Here is an 18,259-nt window from a genome sequence, read left to right as displayed (position 1 = left end):
GTTCGGGCTCTCGGCAGCGATATTCACCCAGGATCTGACCCGGGCACTGCAGGCCGTCGAGCAGATCGACGTGGGCGTGCTGCATGTGAACTCGGAGTCGGCCGGCGCCGATCCGCACGTACCGTTCGGTGGCGCCAAGAAGAGCGGTCTCGGCCCCAAGGAACAGGGCGGCGCTGCCCGCGAATTCTTCACCCACACCACCACGGTGTACCTGCGCGGCGGGCGGGCGGGAGCATGAGTATGAGTGCCCTCGACGGAATCGTCGTCGTGGATTTCAGCCGGGTGCTGGCCGGGCCGTACGCGACGATGATGCTCGGCGACTTCGGGGCCGAGGTGATCAAGATCGAACGGCCGGGCACCGGCGACGACACCAGGGCGTGGGGTCCGCCCTACGATTCATCGGGCGTGGCAACGTATTTCAACGCCGTCAACCGCAACAAGCGATCGGTCGTGTTGGACCTGACCGACCCGGACGACCGGGAACGTGCCCGGTCGCTGGTGGCCGGCGCCGACATCGTGGTCGAGAACTTCCGGCCGGGGACCATGGAGAAACTGGGACTGGGCTACGAGGACCTGCGCGCGATCCGTCCCGATCTCATCTACTGCTCGATCACCGGATTCGGCCGCGACGGCGGCGCCGAACTGCCGGGCTATGACCTGCTGGTGCAGGCGGTCGGCGGGTTGATGAGCGTCACCGGAACCGAGCCGGGCGATCCGACCAAGGCCGGGGTGGCACTGGTCGATGTGCTGGCCGGCCTGCACGCGTCGACCGGAATCCTGGCGGCGCTGGCGCACCGCGACCGCACCGGAGCCGGGCAGCGCGTCGACACCAATCTGTTCTCGGTGCTGTTGTCCTCCATGGTGAACCAGGCGTCCGGATATCTCGGGGCCGGTGCGGTCCCGCAGATGATGGGCAATCGACATCCGAGCATCGCGCCGTATCAGACATTCGACACCGCCGACCGTCCGATCGCGGTCGCCGTCGGCAACGACAAACAGTTCCGGGCCTTCGCCACCGCCATCGGTGAGCCGGCGCTGGCCGACGATCCCCGATTCGGCACCAACCCACAGCGGGTCGCCCACCGGGATGCGTTGTGCGCCATCATCGAAACCGCGATGAAGAAGAACGGTGCCGATCACTGGTACTCGGTGCTGACCGCCGCGAGTGTCCCGGCCGGGCCGATCAACGACCTTTCCGAGGCCTTCGCGTTCGCCGGCGAGCTCGGGATCGAGGCGACGGTCCCGGTGCCCGGGTCGTCCACACCCCAAGTGGCCAACCCGATCACGCTGTCGGCGACACCGGTCACCTACCGCAGCGGGCCGCCCGCGCTGGGCGCCGACCAGGTGGACATCGGTGACCTCAGCCCGGCCGGCGAGACGCCAGCAGCTGCCAGGCCTTGAGGGCCAACCACAGCTGCGCCCGGGTATCGGCCGATTCCAGGTCGTCGCCCAACAACGCGGAGATGCGCCGCATCCGGTTGCGCATGGTGTGGCGGTGGACCGCGAGCTCGGCGGCCGCGGCCTCCATCTGACCGTTGCGCGCGAGGAACGCGGCCAGCGTGGGGATCAACTCGTCCCCACCGGCCAGTGCATCCAATGGCGCTGCCAGCACGCGCAGTTCGGCGACGCTGCGCCCTTCGAGCAGCACTCCCATCGGACTGAGCTCACCGAACTCGCTGAATCGCCCGGCGTTCGAATGCGCCGCAATGCGAGCCTGCTCGACCGCGGTATTCAGATCATCCAGACGGACCGGCAGGCTCATGCCGCCGCTGACCGCGATACCCGTCTGCCGTTCGAGCTCCTCGACGACGGTGCGGACACGGCCCCGGCTCCCGCCGGCCGGAACCACGATCACGATCTCCTCGCCGGCCGGCGCCATCAGAAATGAGGTCAGCACACGGTCCAGGACGTGCTCGGCCGCCAACACCGGCCCCGCTCCGGTGAACGACGCCACCACGACGTCGCCGTCGGGCTCAAAACCGAAGTAGCGCAACACCGCACCGTCGACAGCGCCTGAGCCGGTGAGCAACTCGCGCGTCACCGCCGTTCGCAACAGCTGCTCGGCATCGACCACCCGGGCCGGTTTCTCGATCGCGATCGAGATGAGCGACACCGCGTGAGCGACCAACAGGCGGTCGGCATTGGACATCGGGCCGGGCGTGCGCACCGCAAGCCGACCGCGAACCGGCTGGGCCGCCCGAAGGTTCTGGATCGTGACGTAAGAGTCCCCGTCGACGGTGACGTGGGCACCATGCCGGCGCGAGGGCGGGTCCTGCTCGCTCAGCACGGCGATCAACCGCTCCCGCTCGCCTCCCCCGGCGGCCAGCACGGTGCCGTCGGTGTCGACCACGACGACCGTCGCCGACAGAGAATCGGCCAGCGCCCCGACCACTCCCGGGATACCGCCCCGCAGCGTCGCCCGGGCCAGTACCTCCTGAGCGTCGACCACGCGTTGCACCGAGCGCAGTTCGTCGGCCTTGAGCGCATCGATCACCACCCGTGCGATCGCGATGAACGGCGTCGAGGCCGGCACCTCGAGCACCGGCAGTCCGAATTCGTCGCCGGCAGCGCGCACGGCGGCGGGGACGTCGGCGATGGTGGTGCCGGTGTCGACGGCCAGGGCGACCGTCCCGGCCGCGGCCAGGCGCGCGACGTAGGCGGATTGCGCGGCGGCGTCGGCACCGATGTTGATACCCGTGGTCATGACCAGCTCACCACCGGCCAGATAGGGGGTCGGATCCGGCAGCTCGATCGCATGCGCCCAGGCGATCTCGCGGTCGGCGTTGCGCGCCCCGGCCACCACGGCAAGGCCGAGGCTGTCGACCTCGGCCAGGTCCCGCACGGTGATCGCCACAGAAGCAGTCTTACTCCTTTTCGGCGGTCACCGGCGTCACCCCGGCGGGGAATTGTGACGGCGAGCACGCGCCTGCGGCGAATGAGGTTGAGCTGTAGCGAAACTCACACTCTAAGAATTGGTTTTAATCACCGCTGACCGGGAGCATGGAGGTGTCCTTTTCTTCGGGCGATCCCCGATGTGGATGTCGAAAACAACGAGTACCCGTGATCCGGGGCACTTTTGAGGAGTGAGAAGAATGTCGTTCGCACAGTTCCGTGCAAACCAGAAGCGGGCCAACATGCGGCGCCGCCTCTACGCGCGGATCAACGAACTGCCCAACTCATCGGTTCGCGAAGAGTTGATCGCAGTGGTCCAGCGGTACGAGCTTCAAGACGCACAGCACTGAAGCACCGATTCCGCTTTACAGAGCCGGAGGCCCGAGGGCCCCGGCTCTGTTGCTTTTGTGCGGGAACCGTCAGCCGCGGCCGAAGTACGGCATGGCCCGGGCCATCACGGTGAGCGACGGAACCGACACCTCCAGCGGCAGGTCGACCAGATGCGCGACGGCGCGGGCCACATGCTCGACGTCGAACGTCGGCTCGGCCGCGAGACTTCCGTCGGCCTGCAAGGTCTGGTGACTGAAGCCGGCGGTCATGTCCGTGGCGGCGTTACCGATGTCGATCTGCGTGACGCAGATGTCGAGATCGCGCAGGTCCAACAACATCGACGCGGTCAGCCCGCTCATCGCGTGTTTGGTGACGGTGTAGGCCAGGCTGTTGGGGCGAGGCCGGTGCGCGGAGATCGATCCGTTGTTGATGATCCGCCCGCCCCTGGGTAACTGGGATGCCATGACGCGCGCGGCTTCCCTGGCGCAGAACACCGCGCCGTCGACGTTGGTGCGCCACGTGGAGTGCCACTGCTGGTCGTCGATGTCGACGATCGAAGCCGACGGCCCGAACACACCCGCGTTGTTGAAGAGCACATCGACGCGCCCGAAGGCGGCGGCCACGTCGACGAACAGCGCCTGCACCGAGGCGGAATCCGTGACGTCGGTCGGGACGACGCGGGCATTCGGGTTCCCGTCGGCAACGGACACCAGCGGTTCGGACCGGCGGCCCACCAGCACCACCTGATGCCCGGCATCCAACAGAACCCGGGCTGTCGCGCGGCCGATTCCACTGCCCGCGCCCGTGATGATCACGACTTTCTGCACGGGTTCGATTGTGCCCGACCTCGCCTCGGCGCATCCGGGATCGCCGGTTGCGCCGAGGCGAGGAAGTTCAGCGGAGCAGGTAAAGACCCACCGTGCCACCGTCATTCACCGCGTAGACCGCCTCACCGGGGCCGGCGCCTGCGGCGTTGGCAGCCGCCACCGCCGACGGGGCATCGGCGTGGTTGCCGGTCCAGTTCCACGCACGGCCGCCGGTGCCGGTGTGGTTGTCGAATATGTAGAGGCCGACGGTCCCGCCGTCATTGACCTCGAAGATCGCCTCACCGGGGCCTGCTCCCGATGCGGTGGCCGCGGCCGCCGCCGACGGTGCGTCCCCGTGATTACCCGTCCATCTCCAGCTCATGTTGAACTCCTGCGTCGAGTGCCGATGCCCCCTGGTCGATGGGCCCTCCCAATGTCATCCGCGGTCACGGCCCCGCACACGCGTAGTGCGCTACTCCATCAGGACTCGGGCCTCAGTGCGTCGGGGTGCCGCCCGCGGGACTCGGGCGCGGCGCGGTGAAGAACGCCGTGGCCAAGGCGATCACACTGATCACCGCCGCGGCCATGAACGCCGCATGCACACCGGGAAGATCCGGGGCCCCACCGGATTGCGACGCCTTGGTCATGACCGTCACGAACAGGGCCGTACCGGCCGCGCCCCCGACCTGTTGCAGTGTCGTGAGGATGGCGCTGCCATGTGAGTAGAGCCGGTCGGGCAGAACGCTGAGCGCGTCAGTCATCAACGGGGTGAACATCATCGACAGCCCCACCATCATGATCGTCTGTAGGACAACGAGCTCCCAGACCGGCGATGCGGCCGAGAGCATGGTGAACCCCCACAGCGCCACGCACAGCATCATCGACCCCGGGACGACCAGCAGCCGGGCGCCGTGCCGGTCGTAGGCCCGGCCGACAAGCGGACCGGCCACGCCCATCAGAAGTCCGCCCGGCAGGCTCGTCAGTCCGGCGACCAAAGCGCTCTGCCCCAGCACGTCCTGCACATACAGCGGGACCATGATGATGGCGCCGAACAGCCCCATGAAGCCGAGGACCACCAGGCCCAGCGACACCGAGAACCGCCGATAGGTGAACGGCCGAAGATCGAGGAACGCGCGGTCGCGTCGCTGCAGCTGTATCTGCCGCGCGCCGAACAGGGCCATCGCCACCGCGCCGATCGCCATCGGCACCCAGGCGGGTATCCCCTGCCGGCCGTGGGCGGACTCGCCCATCAGGGACAGCCCGAACACCAAGCCCGCGAACGCAATCGCCGACAGCGGTACCGAGACGGGATCGATCGGGGTCGGTTCCTGCCGTTCATCGTCGACCCGCAGCCAGGCGAGACCGGCGCTGAGCGCCACCAGCGCGATGGGCAGCACGATCCAGAACATCCACCGCCAGTCGAGCGAGCGCAGGATGAACCCCGACAGGGTCGGCCCGATCGCCGGCGCGACGGCGATGACGATCGAGATCGTGCCCATCATCTGCCCGCGCCGCTCGGCGGGGATCAACGTCATGACCGTCGTCATCAGCAGCGGCATCATCACGGCGGTGCCGCACGCCTGCACGATCCGGCCGGCCAGCAGAACCGCGAACCCCGGCGCCAGCGCGGCCACCAGCGTGCCGGTGCAGAACAACGTCATCGACGCCAGGTAGATGCTCCGCACCGGGAAGCGCTGCAACAACGAACCCGACATCGGGATGACGACAGCCATCGTCAACAGGAAGCCACTGGTCAGCCATTGCGCCGTGCTCGCCGAAATGTCCAGGTCGACGATCAGGGCGGGTAGCGCGACGCTCATGATCGTCTCGTTGAGGATCATCACGAACGCCGAACCGACCAGCAGCCCGATGATGACGTTCGCGCTCGACTGGGCGCGCGGCTGCGCCGCGATCTCCCCCGTGCTCGGGCCCGTCATCATTTCACTCCCCTTGCTCCCCCGAGCGTCGACTGCGCAGCCACCCAGGGTAGGTGGGACACCCCGCGTCAGGGAAACCAGTTTTCGCCGTCGTCGCCCCGCCGGAAATTGACGTCGGCAGAAATTGGGGTAGTGCATTACTGCATACGTCGCGACGGCGAACCGAGAGCATCGGGCAATGACGATCATCGACGCGGCACCGAACCTCGACGGCACCGTCCCCTCATTCCCACTGTCCGCCAATGGGATGCCACACCCCCTCACCCACACCGCAGCGAGTTTCAAGGCGGCGATGTCGGACGCGGACAGGCTGATCATCGACGGTCGGGCCACCGACGATGAAGTGCAGGCCCGCGTTACGGCCGCCTGCAACGCCCTGTCCGACGAGATCCACATCCACTTGCGGCCGGGGACCCGTGACGCCGAGGAAACTGGCGCCTTCGTCCACCGGGAGACGTACCCGTACCTGGGATTGAGCACCCTGATCGACCGCTCGTACACCAAGCCGCGGGGCTACGCCGGCGACTACCTGACCTTGCAGATGGTGTACGACGACCAGCCCGACGGTGTAGGCAGACTCGGCCCCTACATCGACCGGTGGTTTCTCGGCATACCGGCCTCGTGCGCGGTCAAGAATCGCCGACAGCTGTTGCGCGACATCATCATCGACACCGCGAGCGCATGCCAGGGCAGGCCGGTCGCGATCACGAGTCTGGCCTGCGGGCCCGCCCGGGAGATCTTCGACATCTTCGGCGAGCCCGACCACCCGGACATCATCGCCACCTGCCTGGACATCGACGACCAGGCGTTGGCCTACGCCCAGAGCATCGCGGACAGCGTCGGTGTGACCGGAGAAGTCGCCTTCGTGCAGGCCAACGTCGTCAAGCTGGCCCTGGGACGTCAATCGCTGGAGTTGGGCGATCAGGATCTGGTCTATTCGATCGGCCTGATCGACTACCTGGCCGATCACCTCGTCATCAAGCTGCTCGACTGGATCCACCATCGCCTGCGTCCCGGCGGCACAGCGATCGTCGGAAACTTCGATGTCGACAATCCGGACCGGGCGTTCATGGACCACCTGCTCGACTGGAAGCTGATCCACCGGTCGCCCCAAGACCTGGCCGATCTGTTCGCGCAATCGGAGTTCGGGCACGCGCCTGTCGAGGTGCGGCGCGAAGCCACCGGGATCAACCTGTTCGCGTCGGCGCGCCGGCCGGCGTGACCTTGGGCGTGACCGTTACAAAATACGCATTGTCTGGCAAGATGCTGCACAGTCTGTTGACGAGACAGACTGTCCAGCGAAATTGATCATGCGAGGAGCGCCACGCGATGCCAGAGACGGCGACTTCCCTGGGGCCTCAGCCGGCGGAGTACGACGCCCAGTGGGTACGCGCGAAGTACGACCTGGAACGCGACAAGCGCCTTCGCAGCGACGCCGTCAACCAATTCGTCGAGGTCACTGCCGACTTTTCGCACTACGCCGACGATCCGTGGGCCGAGCCTCTCGAACGCGAACCGGTGCACGACCACGTCACGGTGCTGATCATCGGGGCCGGCCTGGGCAGCCTGATCGCGGCGGCCCGGCTGCGAGAAGCCGGTATCGACGACATCAGGATGGTCGACACCGCGGGCGACTTCGGCGGCACCTGGTACTGGAACCGCTACCCCGGTGCCCAGTGCGATGTCGAGTCCTACATCTACCTGCCGTTGCTCGAAGAGCTGGGCTACACCCCAACCGAGCGGTACGCCCACGGTCCGGAGATCCGGGAGCACCTGCAGGCCATCGCACGCCATTACGGGCTGTACCGGAACGCCCTGCTGCAGACCACCGTCACCGGCATGCGATGGGACGACGAGGCCGGGCACTGGCGGGTCTCGACCGATCGCGGCGACGCGCTCACCGCGTCGCTGGTCGCTGTCTCGCCAGGATCCCTGACGCGGCCGAAGCTCCCGGGGATCCCGGGCATCAACGAGTTCTCGGGGCATACCTTCCACACCAGCCGCTGGGATTACCGCTACACCGGCGGTGACGAGTCCGGTGGGCTGACGGGACTGCGGGACAAGCGCGTCGGGATCATCGGCACCGGCGCGACGGGGCTGCAATGCATACCGCACCTCGGTCGGTGGGCACAGCAGCTCTACGTGTTTCAGCGGACGCCGAGCACCGTCGCCGAACGGGGCAACCGGCCCACCGATCCCGTCTGGGCGGCGAGCCTGTCCCCGGGCTGGCAGCGAGAGCGCATGGAGAACTTCACCAGGGTCACCTGCGGTGTCGAGATGGACCTCGATCTCACCGATGACGGGTGGACCCGCAACGCCCTTGAGCTCACCGATCCCGCGGTGATCCGCGAGACGGCCCGCCTCGGCAGGGAGATGACGCCGGAGGAGATCGACGCGTTCCTGTACCGCGCCGACTACGTGGCGATGGAGCGCCTGCGCGCCCGCATCAGCCGGACCGTCCATGACCCGAAGACCGCCGAAGCCCTGAAGCCCTGGTTCAAGCTCAACTGCAAGCGCGCGGGCTACCACGACGACTATCTGCCGACGTTCAACCGCGCCAACGTCGAGTTGGTCGACACCGACGGGCGCGGAGTCGAGAGGTTCACCTCGACCGCCGCCGTCGTGGACGGGGTGCACTACGAACTCGACGCGTTGATCTTCGCGACCGGCTTCGAAGTGGGCACCGAGTTCACCCGGCGCCTCGGATTCGAGATCACCGGCCGAGACAACGTGCGCCTGAGCGACAAGTGGTCCAAGGGCATGCGGACGCTGCACGGCCTGCAGAGCCACGGTTTTCCCAACTGCTTCTTCCTCGGCTACACGCAGTCCGGGGTCTCTCCCAACTACACCCACACCGCTGAGGAACGCGCCCGCCACTTCGTCTACCTGGTCAGCACTTGGGCCCAGCGTGGCGCCGCAGTCATCGAGGCCACTCAGGAAGCCGAAGACGAGTGGTTGTCGGAGATGAACGAGTCGACCGTGCAACCGAAGGCCTTCTTTGCCGACTGCACCCCGAGCTATCTGAGCTCCGAGGGCGACAAGGACAACCCACACAGCATGTTGGCGAACAACTTCGGCGGGAAACCCGTCGACTTCTTCGACATGCTGGCCAAATGGCGATCGACAGGCGAGTTGGAGGGGGTGACCCTCACATGACCGAGGCCACCCAGGTCACCGAAACCACCAGCGCCGCACCGAAGCTCACGATGCGCGACCGGCACCGCATCATGACCCGCGAGCACATCATGGCCGCCGCCCTGGAAGCCTTCGCCGAACGCGGCTACGTCCCGGTGACCATCGACGACATCGTGCGGCGCGCCGGGATCGGGCGCGCGACGTTCTACCTCCATTTCGACAGCAAGGCCGCAGTGCTCCGCGAACTTCGCAACACCCGAATGACGGTGTGGTCACAGCAGGACGCACCGCGGGGCGGCCCCTCAGGACGGCCCTCGATCCGCGCCTTCTTCGAGAAGGTGGTCGACTTCTACACCTCCGCGCCGGAGCTCTACACGGCGCTGCATCAGGCCCGGGCCGCCGATCCGGAATTCGCCACGGCCCATCGCGCCACGATGGAAGCCAACGTCGATGACTGGATCCAGAACAACGCCATGCCCGGCGCCACCGAAGCCCAGCTCCGGCTGGCCATCGCGATGATGTACACGATGGTGGATTCCTTCATGCATCTGTGGCTCGTCGACGGTTGGCCGTTGGACCGCGAGGCCGCCATCGAGGCGATGACCGATGCCCTGTACGCCACCATGCGCTGAATCCCTCACTAGGACAGGAACACCCCCATGCCCGATCGACGCTATCTGCATCTGAACCTGGTAGCCAACGACATCAACCTGCACCAAGGCGCGCACGGGTACGAGCAGGCCAACGGTGTACCCGAGCGCAGCACCTTCGAACGCCTGCTCGAGTACGGGACATTCGGCGACGAGGGCTTGTTCACCGCGCTGTTCGTCGGCGACATCCCCGGCATGCAGGGATCGCCGGCCTTCGACGGCGGACCGGCAGAACCCATCACCGCGCTGACCGCAATCTCACAGCACACCAAGCATGTTGGCCTGATCGCAACGGCATCGACGACGTTCTACGACCCGTACAACCTGGCCCGGTTGCTGGCCTCACTCGACCAGGCCTCCGATGGTCGCGCCGGATACAACGCGGTCACGTCCGTCATCGACGACTTCGCGCTGAATTACAGCCTGGCCAAGCATCTGGACCGCGAGGAGCGCTATCAGCGTGCCGATGAGTTCCTCGATGTGCTGCGCTCGCTGTGGGACAACCGGGAACTGCGGCGCGACCCCGATGGCCGTACGCGGTTCTATGCCGAACCGATCAACCACCGGGGCAATCTGTTTCAGGTCTCGGGTCCGCTCAACATCGCCCCCAGCCGGCAAGGCCGGCCGCTCATCGCGCAGGCGGGCGGGTCGGGAGCAGGCATCAAGGTAGCCGCCAAACATGCCGAGATGGTGTTCACCAACTCGTCCACTCGCGAGAGCGCGGCGGTCTACCGGGAGACGCTGGACAAGGCGCTCGTCGACCAGGGGCGGGCCCCGGGCTCGGTTCCACCGATCCCCGGACTCATCCCCTACCTGGGCCACACCGCGAAGGAAGCCGAGGAGAAACTGCGCGAACTGGACAGTTACGTCGACTGGGCGCCCATCGCACCATTCGCGTTGGGCCAGTTCGGTATCGACATCCCACTCGAGGACATCAATGCGCCGTTCCCGGTGGCAGCACTGCCGGTTCCCGCCGACGTCGAGAAGACGATCAAGAGCACGTTCGGCAACTACGTGGGGCTGTACAACTGGATTCAGGAGCGCCCGGATGTGACCGTGCGCGACGTGGTGGCCCAGGCGGTCGGCCGCGGCGGTGCCACACACCGCAAGTTCGTCGGCTCCTATGACGACATCGTCGACGATTTCGCAGCCTGGCACTCCGACGGCAACGTCGGCGGATTCAACCTGATGTTCTCCGCCGGAGCACAATCCATCCGGGAGTTCATCGACGAGGTGGTGCCACGGCTGATCGACCGCGGTATCTATCGCAGCACCCCGGCCGACCGTCCACTGCGAGAACGTTTCTGACGGACGCGCCAATCGGCATTCCCCAGGGCCCACCCGGGGTTAGGGTCGGAAAATGAGCGACACAAGGGTGGTGCGCAGGCTGGCGGCGGCAGCGGTCGTCGTGTCGATGTCCGGTATGGGCACGGCATGCACGTCCGACAATGCCCAGCCCGGGCAGACGACGACCATGAGCGCTACTGCGACCGCCGACGCCGCGCCGTTCACCGGTTTCGTCGAATCCCTCGACGGCACCGCGGGAACTGTCACCTACAAGGCGGAGCTCCCCCAACTGAAAGGCGGAGACGCCGCCGTCCGCGACAAGTTCAACTCCGGGATGCGCGCCGCCCTCGACGACTACCTCAAGCCCACCGAGGACAACACCCCGGTGACCGTCGCGCCCGGGGTGCTCGACGAGGACGACCGCAGCGAGGTGAGCCACATCGGCACCGGCGCGGTGGCCGGCGTGCTGCTGCTCAACATCTTCGTCGACCACGCGGCGCATCCGTTCAACGCCGTCGCGACCACGGTGATCGACGCCCACACCGCCCAGCCGATCATGATCACCGACCTGTTCGCCGACCAGACCGCCGGGTTGACCGCACTGGTCGATGGGATCAAGTCCGCAATGGCGGCCGAGGAGAAGCTGGCCAACCAGTCTGCGCCCGAACCAGTTGCAGATCAGCTCGCCAACTGGCTGCCCGACGACGACGGACTGGTCGTCTACATCCCGGTCGCCCACGTGCTCGGTGACTACTACCCGGTCACGGTGAGCTGGGACACAATTGCCGGCGTTCTCGCGCCTGGGATGCGGGACAAGCTGACCAAGTAAGCCGGAACCCGAACCAGCCCACGATGGGCATGAAAATGGCCCCCGGAGTATCCTCCGAGGGCCATTTCCTCTTGGTAGCGGGGACAGGATTCGAACCTGCGACCTCTGGGTTATGAGCCGGCCGGTTGTGGTCTTGCACTTCTACCTACGTCGCTAACGTGCAGGTCGGTCGCCATTTCGCGTCTCGTATGTCACGCCGTGTCGAAGCGGTCTGCCCCGTTGCGCACGGTTTCGTTCACAAATCCGTTCACATCGATCCATTCGCCCCAAGCCTGCAAACGCTTGTCCCACAGGAAGCTCAGGGATTTGCCGTCCGAATCTGATCCCTCTTGGGACACTGGCCAAGAGACGAAAACACCAGCCGGTCGAACGAGCCGCTGTGACGTCACCCTGCTCGATACCGAACGATGTGGGCTCGGGCAGTCTCCCTAGCGCCACGCGGGTCAGCCAGCCGCTCACCAAGCGTCTTGGCGGCGAGGTCCAACGGCAGCGCTACTGAGAACTTGAGCCCTGAGATGGCCTCCTCATCGACGCGCGGAACGGCGTCGGAGTCCGCAGCCTTGACGTCATCTCCGGTGATGCCTTCTGGAAGAAGCACGCTCTCGTTCTCCACCCCGCTCGCGTTGAGGCCCAGCCCTGCGAGAAGTGTCGCGTTGGCCCTTAGGCCGGCCCACGTCCACAGGCGCGCACCTCCCGCACCGCGAGGATGCAGCACAAAGCCGTTGTCGTTGACCTCCGTGGCGCGTTCTTCGCGGAGTCGCTCCATCGCTACCGGAACGCGCTTGGACAACTCGACGTCAGGCACCGCCCCAAGCAGCACCTCCCTCTTCGCCTGGCACACCTCGAACGATTGCGTGACTGCACCGGACGGCCACCTCACGTCACCTTTGGTCGGGATCTCCTCGACCCATACAGTGAAGCGCTCCCAGTCGACGTGTTGGACTAACCAGCCTCGACCTGCGAGAACGAGTGGTCGCTGCTCGCGATCCTTCCCGGCCGGAATGGCAAGCGGCGAGACGAATCCGATCTCCTTAATACCGGCCACGACCCGCAACTCAAGATCGGCAACGAAAGTCGAGAGAAGGTCCATGAAGTGTCGCTTGCCAAACTCCTCCTCCGCGCGCGGGCCTATCATCAGCAACCCTGAGTCCTCAACGAGAAACTCTTGCTCGCGCAGGTAGGCGAGCACCTCCGCACCATCCGCCATGAGCGGAAGGTCCCCCCACCAACGCGACCAGTCCGATGCTCCAAACGATCCCTCTTGGAGCGCCAGCGCAAGAAGTTGTTGGGCAGCAAGGTGGCGTGGATGTGGTGGAGCGACTACCTCCTCGACGAATCCGCGCTTCCACAGGAGTAGAACGGCAGCAGCGTCGAGTAGTCCGTCGAGACTGGTGGCGAGGAACAGAGTGTTGCGGCTCGTGCCCGGTCGCCTGCCGGTACGGCCGAGTCGTTGTAGGAACGACGAAACGGTGCGCGGCGCGTCGATCTGGATGACTCGATCGAGGTCGCCGATGTCGATACCAAGCTCAAGCGTGGATGTCGCGACGATGACCGTGTCTTTGGCCTCGGCGAAAGCACGTTCGCTTTGTCGCCTCTCGTCGACGGAGAGCGACGAGTGGGACACGAACGTCTGGACGCCACGCTCGCGCAGGAGGAAGGCGAGTTCCTCGGCGGAACGCCGTGATTCGGCGAACACCAGTCGCTTGTCGCCCCGATGGAGCCGAGAGATGACCGTGGCGGCGTTGTCCATGCTCCCGACATAGTCGATGGTGACCTCTGGGCTCACCGTCGGCGATGAGTCCTCTCGCACCACGACGACCGGCTTGCGCCCCTCGGTCGAACCCTGCATCCACGTGCCAACCGCCTCTGGGTTGCCAATGGTTGCGGAAAGCCCGACGCGTTGGATCCTGTTCTTAGCGATCCGTTCGACGCGCTCCAGCACGGCGAGTAAGTGCCAGCCTCGGTCGGAATTAGCGAACGAGTGAAGTTCGTCGATCACGACAGCCCGGACGGACCCGAGGAATCGCTCATGGTCGACTCGTCGCGACACGAGCATGGCCTCAATGGATTCCGGGGTCGTCAGCAGGATGTCTGGCCTGTCGGCGAGCATGCCCCGACGCTCGGACTGCCCAATGTCGCCATGCCATAACCCGGCCGTCCTGCCGAGCCAGGAGCAATAGGCGCTCACGCGAGGGTGAATGTTGTTCAGGAGCGCACGAAGTGGCGTGACATAGAGGATGGTCGTACCTGACCAGTTGCCTTCGACCATCTCAGAAAGCAGAGGAAAAAGAGCGGCCTCGGTCTTGCCCCCGGCGGTCGGTGCGACGAGGACGCAATCCGTACCTGACCTGACCGGTTCGACCGAGTCGACCTGGAGTGGTCTGAGTCCAGGCCAACCGAGCGAGTTGACGATGTGATATTCGATGGCCGCGTCGAGGCCAGTGGGAGCCGACATCAGCTAGAGGTCCAACTCGATTTCGTCGACGCTCTCGGTCGGAGCGCGGTTGCTCCGCGCGTGCATCTCTCGCTCCACCGGCGTCAGCTCGTCGGCGCTGACGGTGAGGTGGTAGTCGCGGCGTGGGTTGAAGTCTTCGAAGAGGTCCACACGGTCGAGGACGTCTGAGACCAACTTCTTGAGGAACAGTCGAGGCGCGATTCCGGTTCGACCGCCCAACTCACCGCCGACCGCGGCTGCGAGGTCTCGCAAGTAATCGTCGTCGACGACGCTCCTGACACGCTCAGGATCTTTGGCGCCGGACGCGTAGATATCACGTACACGGCTGCCCAACTCCAGCAGCGACTCTGGCGTAAAGCCTGCGAGCCGGACCTGCGTTGCGCGCGGGTTGTCGAAGCGTGCGTCCGTGGTGAAGTCGGTTTGAAGTCGTTGGGCCAGCGGCGGAAGACGTTGCACGCCTTGCTGCCCGTCGAAGAACGCGGGTGTTCCGGTGAGGACTAGATACAGCCCAGGGAACCGGCCGCCGTCAATCTCGTCCATGAGCTGACGAAGAGCGTTCAGCGATTTCTCTCGGACATCGCTTCTCATGCGTTGCAACGTCTCGACTTCATCGAGGACTATGACAAGTCCCGCGTAGTCCGAATCGCGAAGGACGGTGAGCAGCCCTTGGAGGAAGCCGAGTGCACCGAAGTGGTCGAGGTCGCCACGAACTCCGGCGGCACGCTTCACCGAGGCCGCTACGTGAGGCTGGCCTCCGAGCCACGCCAACAGTCCATCCGCCTCCGCAGAGTTACCCGCAGTCTGCGCCAGCCGGTACTGCCGCAAAACAGCGGCGAAGGCCGGCGCATCCTTCGAGACGTCGGACAGTCGACGTTGGAGGAGGTCGAGCGTTCCTCCTGAGCCTGGTGATTGTGCGGATCCATCCTTGGCGTCGTGGTCGAGGATGTAGAACCAGCCGTCAATGACGTCTCGGAGGGCACCCGACTGGGTGGTCGAAGTAGAGAGGTTCTCCGTGATGCGCCGATACACGGTCTCCAACTTGTGCAGGGGCGTTTCTGTCTCGCTGATCTGCACCTCGGTGGTGGCGAACCCTGCTCGCTTGGCTCGCTCTGTCAGCCAGCGGGAGAAGAAAGTCTTGCCGGAGCCGTACTCGCCACGGACGGCCTTGAATACGGCGCCGCCACCGGAGACGGTCTGCAACTCTTCATCAACGACGTCCTCGAAGCGTGCCAGTCCGACGGCGAGGACGTCGAGGCCCTGCTGAGGCACGGTGCCGCGCCGCAGCGCGTCGATGATGTCCTTGCGGCGACGGGGGCTGAAGCTGCCCGACACCTCGGTCATCGCGCGCCTCCGACCTCGAACTGCTCACGCAGGAGGTGTTCGTCGAGCCGCAGTGTGACGCCATCGGTGTCGAGCTCGATGACGCCGTACCCGTCGACGTTGAACAACCGACGAACAGCCGCAAAGACCTGTCCTACATCGGCGGTGGGGATTCCGACAACGGCGGCCACCGTGTCTTGGTGAGCGCGGCCACCGCGATCCACGAGGGCGCGCAACACCGCTTCGGCGGTCCTGTCGTCAAGCGCCCGCCGACCTGCCATCCGCTTCTGCTCCGCGTACGTCGTCGATGCCAGGACCGCTTCGACCAGTCCGGTAGGTGCTGCCGGTGCGGTGGGCAGCTCGCCGAGCTCAAATAACCCATCGCCCTGACCCGGTGCTGCCGCCTTCTTCGCCTTCTTGGGCTGCCGGGTGGACACCGGTGCCTCGGTGGCCGGGGTGCGACCGATGGGATCGTTCCACCACAAAGGGACCTGCGGTGCGGCCTGCTCCCACCCGGCAGCCCCGGTCGCTACGGCAGCAGCTTGAAACACGAGTACGGGGATCGTCAGCTCCGCGAGGCTGGCGCCACCGTGGTAGCCCGCGTGTCGAGGACCGTAGTGCGCGTCGTCGCGCCAGAGCAGCACCGCTTCACCGCATGGTGCGACCACTCGCGGACCGGACACAAGTACTTCGCCATCTCCAGCAGCGCCGGTCGAGACTTGTCGCCAACGGGACTCGGCACCGTTGACGCTCAGTGCCTCTGTACCGCGCTCGACAACGTGGCCGTGATCGGACGTCAGGATGACCGCGCGCCGAGCGGAGATCGCGGCCTCCAGGAGCGCTCGCAGTGGATCGAGCGAACGCAGATCCCAATCCCACGCTGACATGTCGTTCTTGTGGGTCGCGTCGTCGATTGCGTTGATCACCACTCCGACGACGGGCACCGCGGTGTCCCGGATCGCAGCGGTCAGATCGCCAGGCAGCGAAGCACCGCCTTCTGATCGAAGGTCGTTCTTGTGGAAGAGCTTTGCGCCCGGGAATGCGGTGGCCAGCCCGCGCTTCTCGTCCTCACCTGTGCCTGAGCGGATCTCACCACAAAACAGCGAAGTACGAGAGACGTTGGTAAGCGAAGGCAATGCCGCGACGAGTGACTGCCGCGCGTGCGTTGGGGCGGGGACCCACTCCACGAGGCCCAGCCGGGCAACCTCGGATGAGAGTGCTGTGGCTATCGCACTACTCATTCCGTCCAGCACGACGAGAAGTGCACCGCCTTGGCGGCGCCATGGATCGACGATCTCGGCTAACAGTCGCTCAACGCCAACCGCTCGTTGGCCGTCCGTCCCGTTGACTTGGTCCAGCCTCGATGCCGCAGCGCTGTCGCGCTGCTTGCGGCGAACGTGCACCTTGGCGAGTAGCTGTTGGTATGCCGCCGTGACAACGAGATCATTGGAGCCGTTCCACACGGCACCGACGGCGGCGTCTACCCATGCACCGTCGTTCATCTGCCGTTGGAGATCACTGCCGAGCGATGCCGAGGCATTCTCGGCGGTGGCAAGCCAACGATAAAGACGCACTGCCATCGTCGGAGCCTGCGAAGCATGTGCATCACGGTGCTCTAGGACGCGAACGAGGGCTTCCTCGACCTTGTCACCGGAAGTCAGTGCCGATGCAAGTGCCCGAACACGAGCCAGATACCCAGGACGGAGGACGGCCGACTGCTCGGCTCCCTCAGGCCAGCCCAGGTCACCGAGCAATGCTTCGGCTTGTTGTAAGGCGACACCCAGCTCGGGAGAGTTGTCCACCTCAAGGCGCAGCACTGCCGCCTTGGCTAGTCTCGCAATGGCTTTCGCAACGTCGACGGCCACCGCTTTCCCATCGACGAAGCCCTCGACCCGCACCCTCGCTGAAACCTGTGTCTCGGTGGGCGGAGCGCCGTCCTCGGGCCACATGACGTCCAAGGCGAGGCCGACGGCAAGTGGGGTGACATGCTCGTTGCGCTGAGCGATCTGCAACGCAAGTGCTGCCGGATCGCCCAACTCGGTCCCAGCCCAATCAATCAGATGCCGCCTCAGCTGCGCATCAACCACGACCCACGCAGCACGCACGTTCCGTCGCCCGAGAGCCGTTAGGAGCAGAACGGCGTCAAGCTGAGCGTCAGCACCAAGACCGAGAACACGCGCGAGGAGAGAGCCGATGGCGTGGCGGGCGGTCAGCGCAGGTTCAACCGATCGCGGCCATCCGCCTGGTGGCTGGTGATCCAGTAATGCTGTTGCCGCCCAGTCCAGACGTCGGAGGTCGCGGCCGACCTCGATCGCCCCAGAGAACAGCCGAGGCACGGCCTGCCATTCGTCTGGCAGTTCGATTCCATACTTGTAGGAGCGCGACAGCACAGCGTCGCCAAGGTCCTCTGCCGGCCGGTCGGTCAGGACGATGGCCCGCTCGTCGGTTGCCAGCGAGGCAAGGATGTCGAGAACGGCAAGCTGGGATACGCCGGGAAGGACTCGGACGACATCGTCTCCGACCTTGACATCTCCGTGGCGCCATTCGGGACGAGCGCGAAGGAGAAGGACTTGGGCGTCCGACTTGACCAGGTCTGCTGCTCGCTGCTGCACCATCGC

General features: G+C 65.8%; 15 protein-coding genes. 8 read left to right on the top strand and 7 right to left on the bottom strand.

All coding sequences use genetic code 11. The features are described 5' to 3' along the window. Both TX88_RS33830 and TX88_RS11590 read left to right on the top strand, forming a co-directional pair. A partial coding sequence (locus TX88_RS33830) for an aldehyde dehydrogenase family protein (RefSeq protein WP_044516899.1) occupies positions 1–238 on the top strand: 238 nt, incomplete at its 5' end. Then, positions 235–1,401 (top strand): CaiB/BaiF CoA transferase family protein, encoded by a 1,167-nt coding sequence (locus TX88_RS11590; protein ID WP_044516897.1) that lies wholly within the window; start codon positions 235–237, stop codon positions 1,399–1,401. The genes TX88_RS33830 and TX88_RS11590, both read left to right, overlap by 4 nt. Here TX88_RS11590 and TX88_RS11585 read toward each other — a convergent pair. After that, positions 1,361–2,854, bottom strand: a complete 1,494-nt coding sequence (locus TX88_RS11585; protein WP_044516896.1) for a PucR family transcriptional regulator — start codon at positions 2,852–2,854, stop codon at positions 1,361–1,363. The two genes, TX88_RS11590 and TX88_RS11585, sit on opposite strands and share 41 nt — an antisense overlap. A gap of 238 nt (positions 2,855–3,092) precedes the next feature. Between TX88_RS11585 and TX88_RS34530 the strand changes: the two genes are divergently transcribed. Then, positions 3,093–3,242, top strand: coding sequence for a hypothetical protein (locus TX88_RS34530; protein ID WP_019348586.1), 150 nt, complete (start codon positions 3,093–3,095; stop codon positions 3,240–3,242). A gap of 69 nt (positions 3,243–3,311) precedes the next feature. On the opposite strand, the gene TX88_RS11580 is transcribed toward TX88_RS34530, so the two are convergent. From TX88_RS11580 to TX88_RS11570, 3 genes are all read right to left on the bottom strand, one after another. Further along, positions 3,312–4,058 carry an SDR family oxidoreductase gene (locus tag TX88_RS11580; RefSeq protein WP_044519327.1) on the bottom strand — a complete coding sequence of 249 codons (747 nt, stop codon included), beginning with the start codon at positions 4,056–4,058 and terminating at the stop codon, positions 3,312–3,314. Between the two features lie 58 nt (positions 4,059–4,116). Next, positions 4,117–4,410 carry a hypothetical protein gene (locus tag TX88_RS11575; RefSeq protein WP_044516894.1) on the bottom strand — a complete coding sequence of 98 codons (294 nt, stop codon included), beginning with the start codon at positions 4,408–4,410 and terminating at the stop codon, positions 4,117–4,119. Between the two features lie 112 nt (positions 4,411–4,522). Further along, entirely contained in the window at positions 4,523–5,968 is a 1,446-nt protein-coding gene (locus tag TX88_RS11570) for a DHA2 family efflux MFS transporter permease subunit (RefSeq protein WP_049924903.1), read from the bottom strand. A 175-nt stretch (positions 5,969–6,143) separates the two neighbouring features. Between TX88_RS11570 and TX88_RS11565 the strand changes: the two genes are divergently transcribed. From TX88_RS11565 to TX88_RS11545, 5 genes are all read left to right on the top strand, one after another. Further along, on the top strand, positions 6,144–7,187 hold the full coding sequence (locus TX88_RS11565) for a class I SAM-dependent methyltransferase (protein WP_049924902.1): 1,044 nt from the start codon (positions 6,144–6,146) through the stop codon (positions 7,185–7,187). 107 nt (positions 7,188–7,294) lie between these two features. Further along, on the top strand, positions 7,295–9,121 hold the full coding sequence (locus TX88_RS11560) for a flavin-containing monooxygenase (protein WP_044516892.1): 1,827 nt from the start codon (positions 7,295–7,297) through the stop codon (positions 9,119–9,121). Further along, entirely contained in the window at positions 9,118–9,732 is a 615-nt protein-coding gene (locus TX88_RS32785) for a TetR/AcrR family transcriptional regulator (RefSeq protein ID WP_049924901.1), read from the top strand. The genes TX88_RS11560 and TX88_RS32785 overlap by 4 nt, the downstream gene beginning before the upstream one ends. Positions 9,733–9,759: 27 nt before the next feature. After that, the gene (locus tag TX88_RS11550; protein WP_044516890.1) at positions 9,760–11,058 is read left to right on the top strand and encodes an NtaA/DmoA family FMN-dependent monooxygenase; all 1,299 of its coding nucleotides are present in this window, start codon (positions 9,760–9,762) and stop codon (positions 11,056–11,058) included. Positions 11,059–11,110: 52 nt separating this feature from the next. Further along, complete coding sequence (locus TX88_RS11545; RefSeq protein ID WP_162563128.1) at positions 11,111–11,866, top strand: hypothetical protein; 756 nt, start codon at positions 11,111–11,113, stop codon at positions 11,864–11,866. Positions 11,867–12,251: 385 nt separating this feature from the next. Here TX88_RS11545 and TX88_RS11540 read toward each other — a convergent pair whose 3' ends face one another. From TX88_RS11540 to pglZ, 3 genes are read right to left on the bottom strand one after another with little or no spacing between them, the layout of a single operon-like run. After that, on the bottom strand, positions 12,252–14,321 hold the full coding sequence (locus TX88_RS11540) for a DEAD/DEAH box helicase (RefSeq protein ID WP_044516887.1): 2,070 nt from the start codon (positions 14,319–14,321) through the stop codon (positions 12,252–12,254). Between the two features lie 3 nt (positions 14,322–14,324). Then, complete coding sequence (brxD, locus tag TX88_RS11535) at positions 14,325–15,662, bottom strand: BREX system ATP-binding protein BrxD (protein WP_044516885.1); 1,338 nt, start codon at positions 15,660–15,662, stop codon at positions 14,325–14,327. Continuing rightward, positions 15,659–18,256 (bottom strand): BREX-2 system phosphatase PglZ, encoded by a 2,598-nt coding sequence (gene pglZ, locus TX88_RS11530; protein WP_244438508.1) that lies wholly within the window; start codon positions 18,254–18,256, stop codon positions 15,659–15,661. The genes brxD and pglZ overlap by 4 nt, the downstream gene beginning before the upstream one ends. Positions 18,257–18,259: the final 3 nt, after the last annotated feature.

The sequence above is a fragment of the Mycolicibacterium septicum DSM 44393 genome (assembly GCF_000455325.1).
GTDB lineage: Bacteria > Actinomycetota > Actinomycetes > Mycobacteriales > Mycobacteriaceae > Mycobacterium > Mycobacterium septicum.
This window is presented reverse-complemented; position numbering and strand designations above follow the sequence as displayed.

Bases quoted from the DNA above. Each gene is read 5' to 3' on its own strand.
- TX88_RS11590 (WP_044516897.1), top strand. From the start codon at position 235: ATGAGTATGAGTGCCCTCGACGGAATCGTCGTCGTGGATTTCAGCCGG.
- TX88_RS34530 (WP_019348586.1), top strand. From the start codon at position 3,093: ATGTCGTTCGCACAGTTCCGTGCAAACCAGAAGCGGGCCAACATGCGG.
- TX88_RS11575 (WP_044516894.1), bottom strand. From the start codon at position 4,410: ATGAGCTGGAGATGGACGGGTAATCACGGGGACGCACCGTCGGCGGCG.
- TX88_RS11570 (WP_049924903.1), bottom strand. From the start codon at position 5,968: ATGATGACGGGCCCGAGCACGGGGGAGATCGCGGCGCAGCCGCGCGCC.
- TX88_RS11565 (WP_049924902.1), top strand. From the start codon at position 6,144: ATGACGATCATCGACGCGGCACCGAACCTCGACGGCACCGTCCCCTCA.
- TX88_RS11560 (WP_044516892.1), top strand. From the start codon at position 7,295: ATGCCAGAGACGGCGACTTCCCTGGGGCCTCAGCCGGCGGAGTACGAC.
- TX88_RS32785 (WP_049924901.1), top strand. From the start codon at position 9,118: ATGACCGAGGCCACCCAGGTCACCGAAACCACCAGCGCCGCACCGAAG.
- TX88_RS11550 (WP_044516890.1), top strand. From the start codon at position 9,760: ATGCCCGATCGACGCTATCTGCATCTGAACCTGGTAGCCAACGACATC.
- TX88_RS11545 (WP_162563128.1), top strand. From the start codon at position 11,111: ATGAGCGACACAAGGGTGGTGCGCAGGCTGGCGGCGGCAGCGGTCGTC.
- TX88_RS11540 (WP_044516887.1), bottom strand. From the start codon at position 14,321: ATGTCGGCTCCCACTGGCCTCGACGCGGCCATCGAATATCACATCGTC.
- brxD (WP_044516885.1), bottom strand. From the start codon at position 15,662: ATGACCGAGGTGTCGGGCAGCTTCAGCCCCCGTCGCCGCAAGGACATC.
- pglZ (WP_244438508.1), bottom strand. From the start codon at position 18,256: ATGGTGCAGCAGCGAGCAGCAGACCTGGTCAAGTCGGACGCCCAAGTC.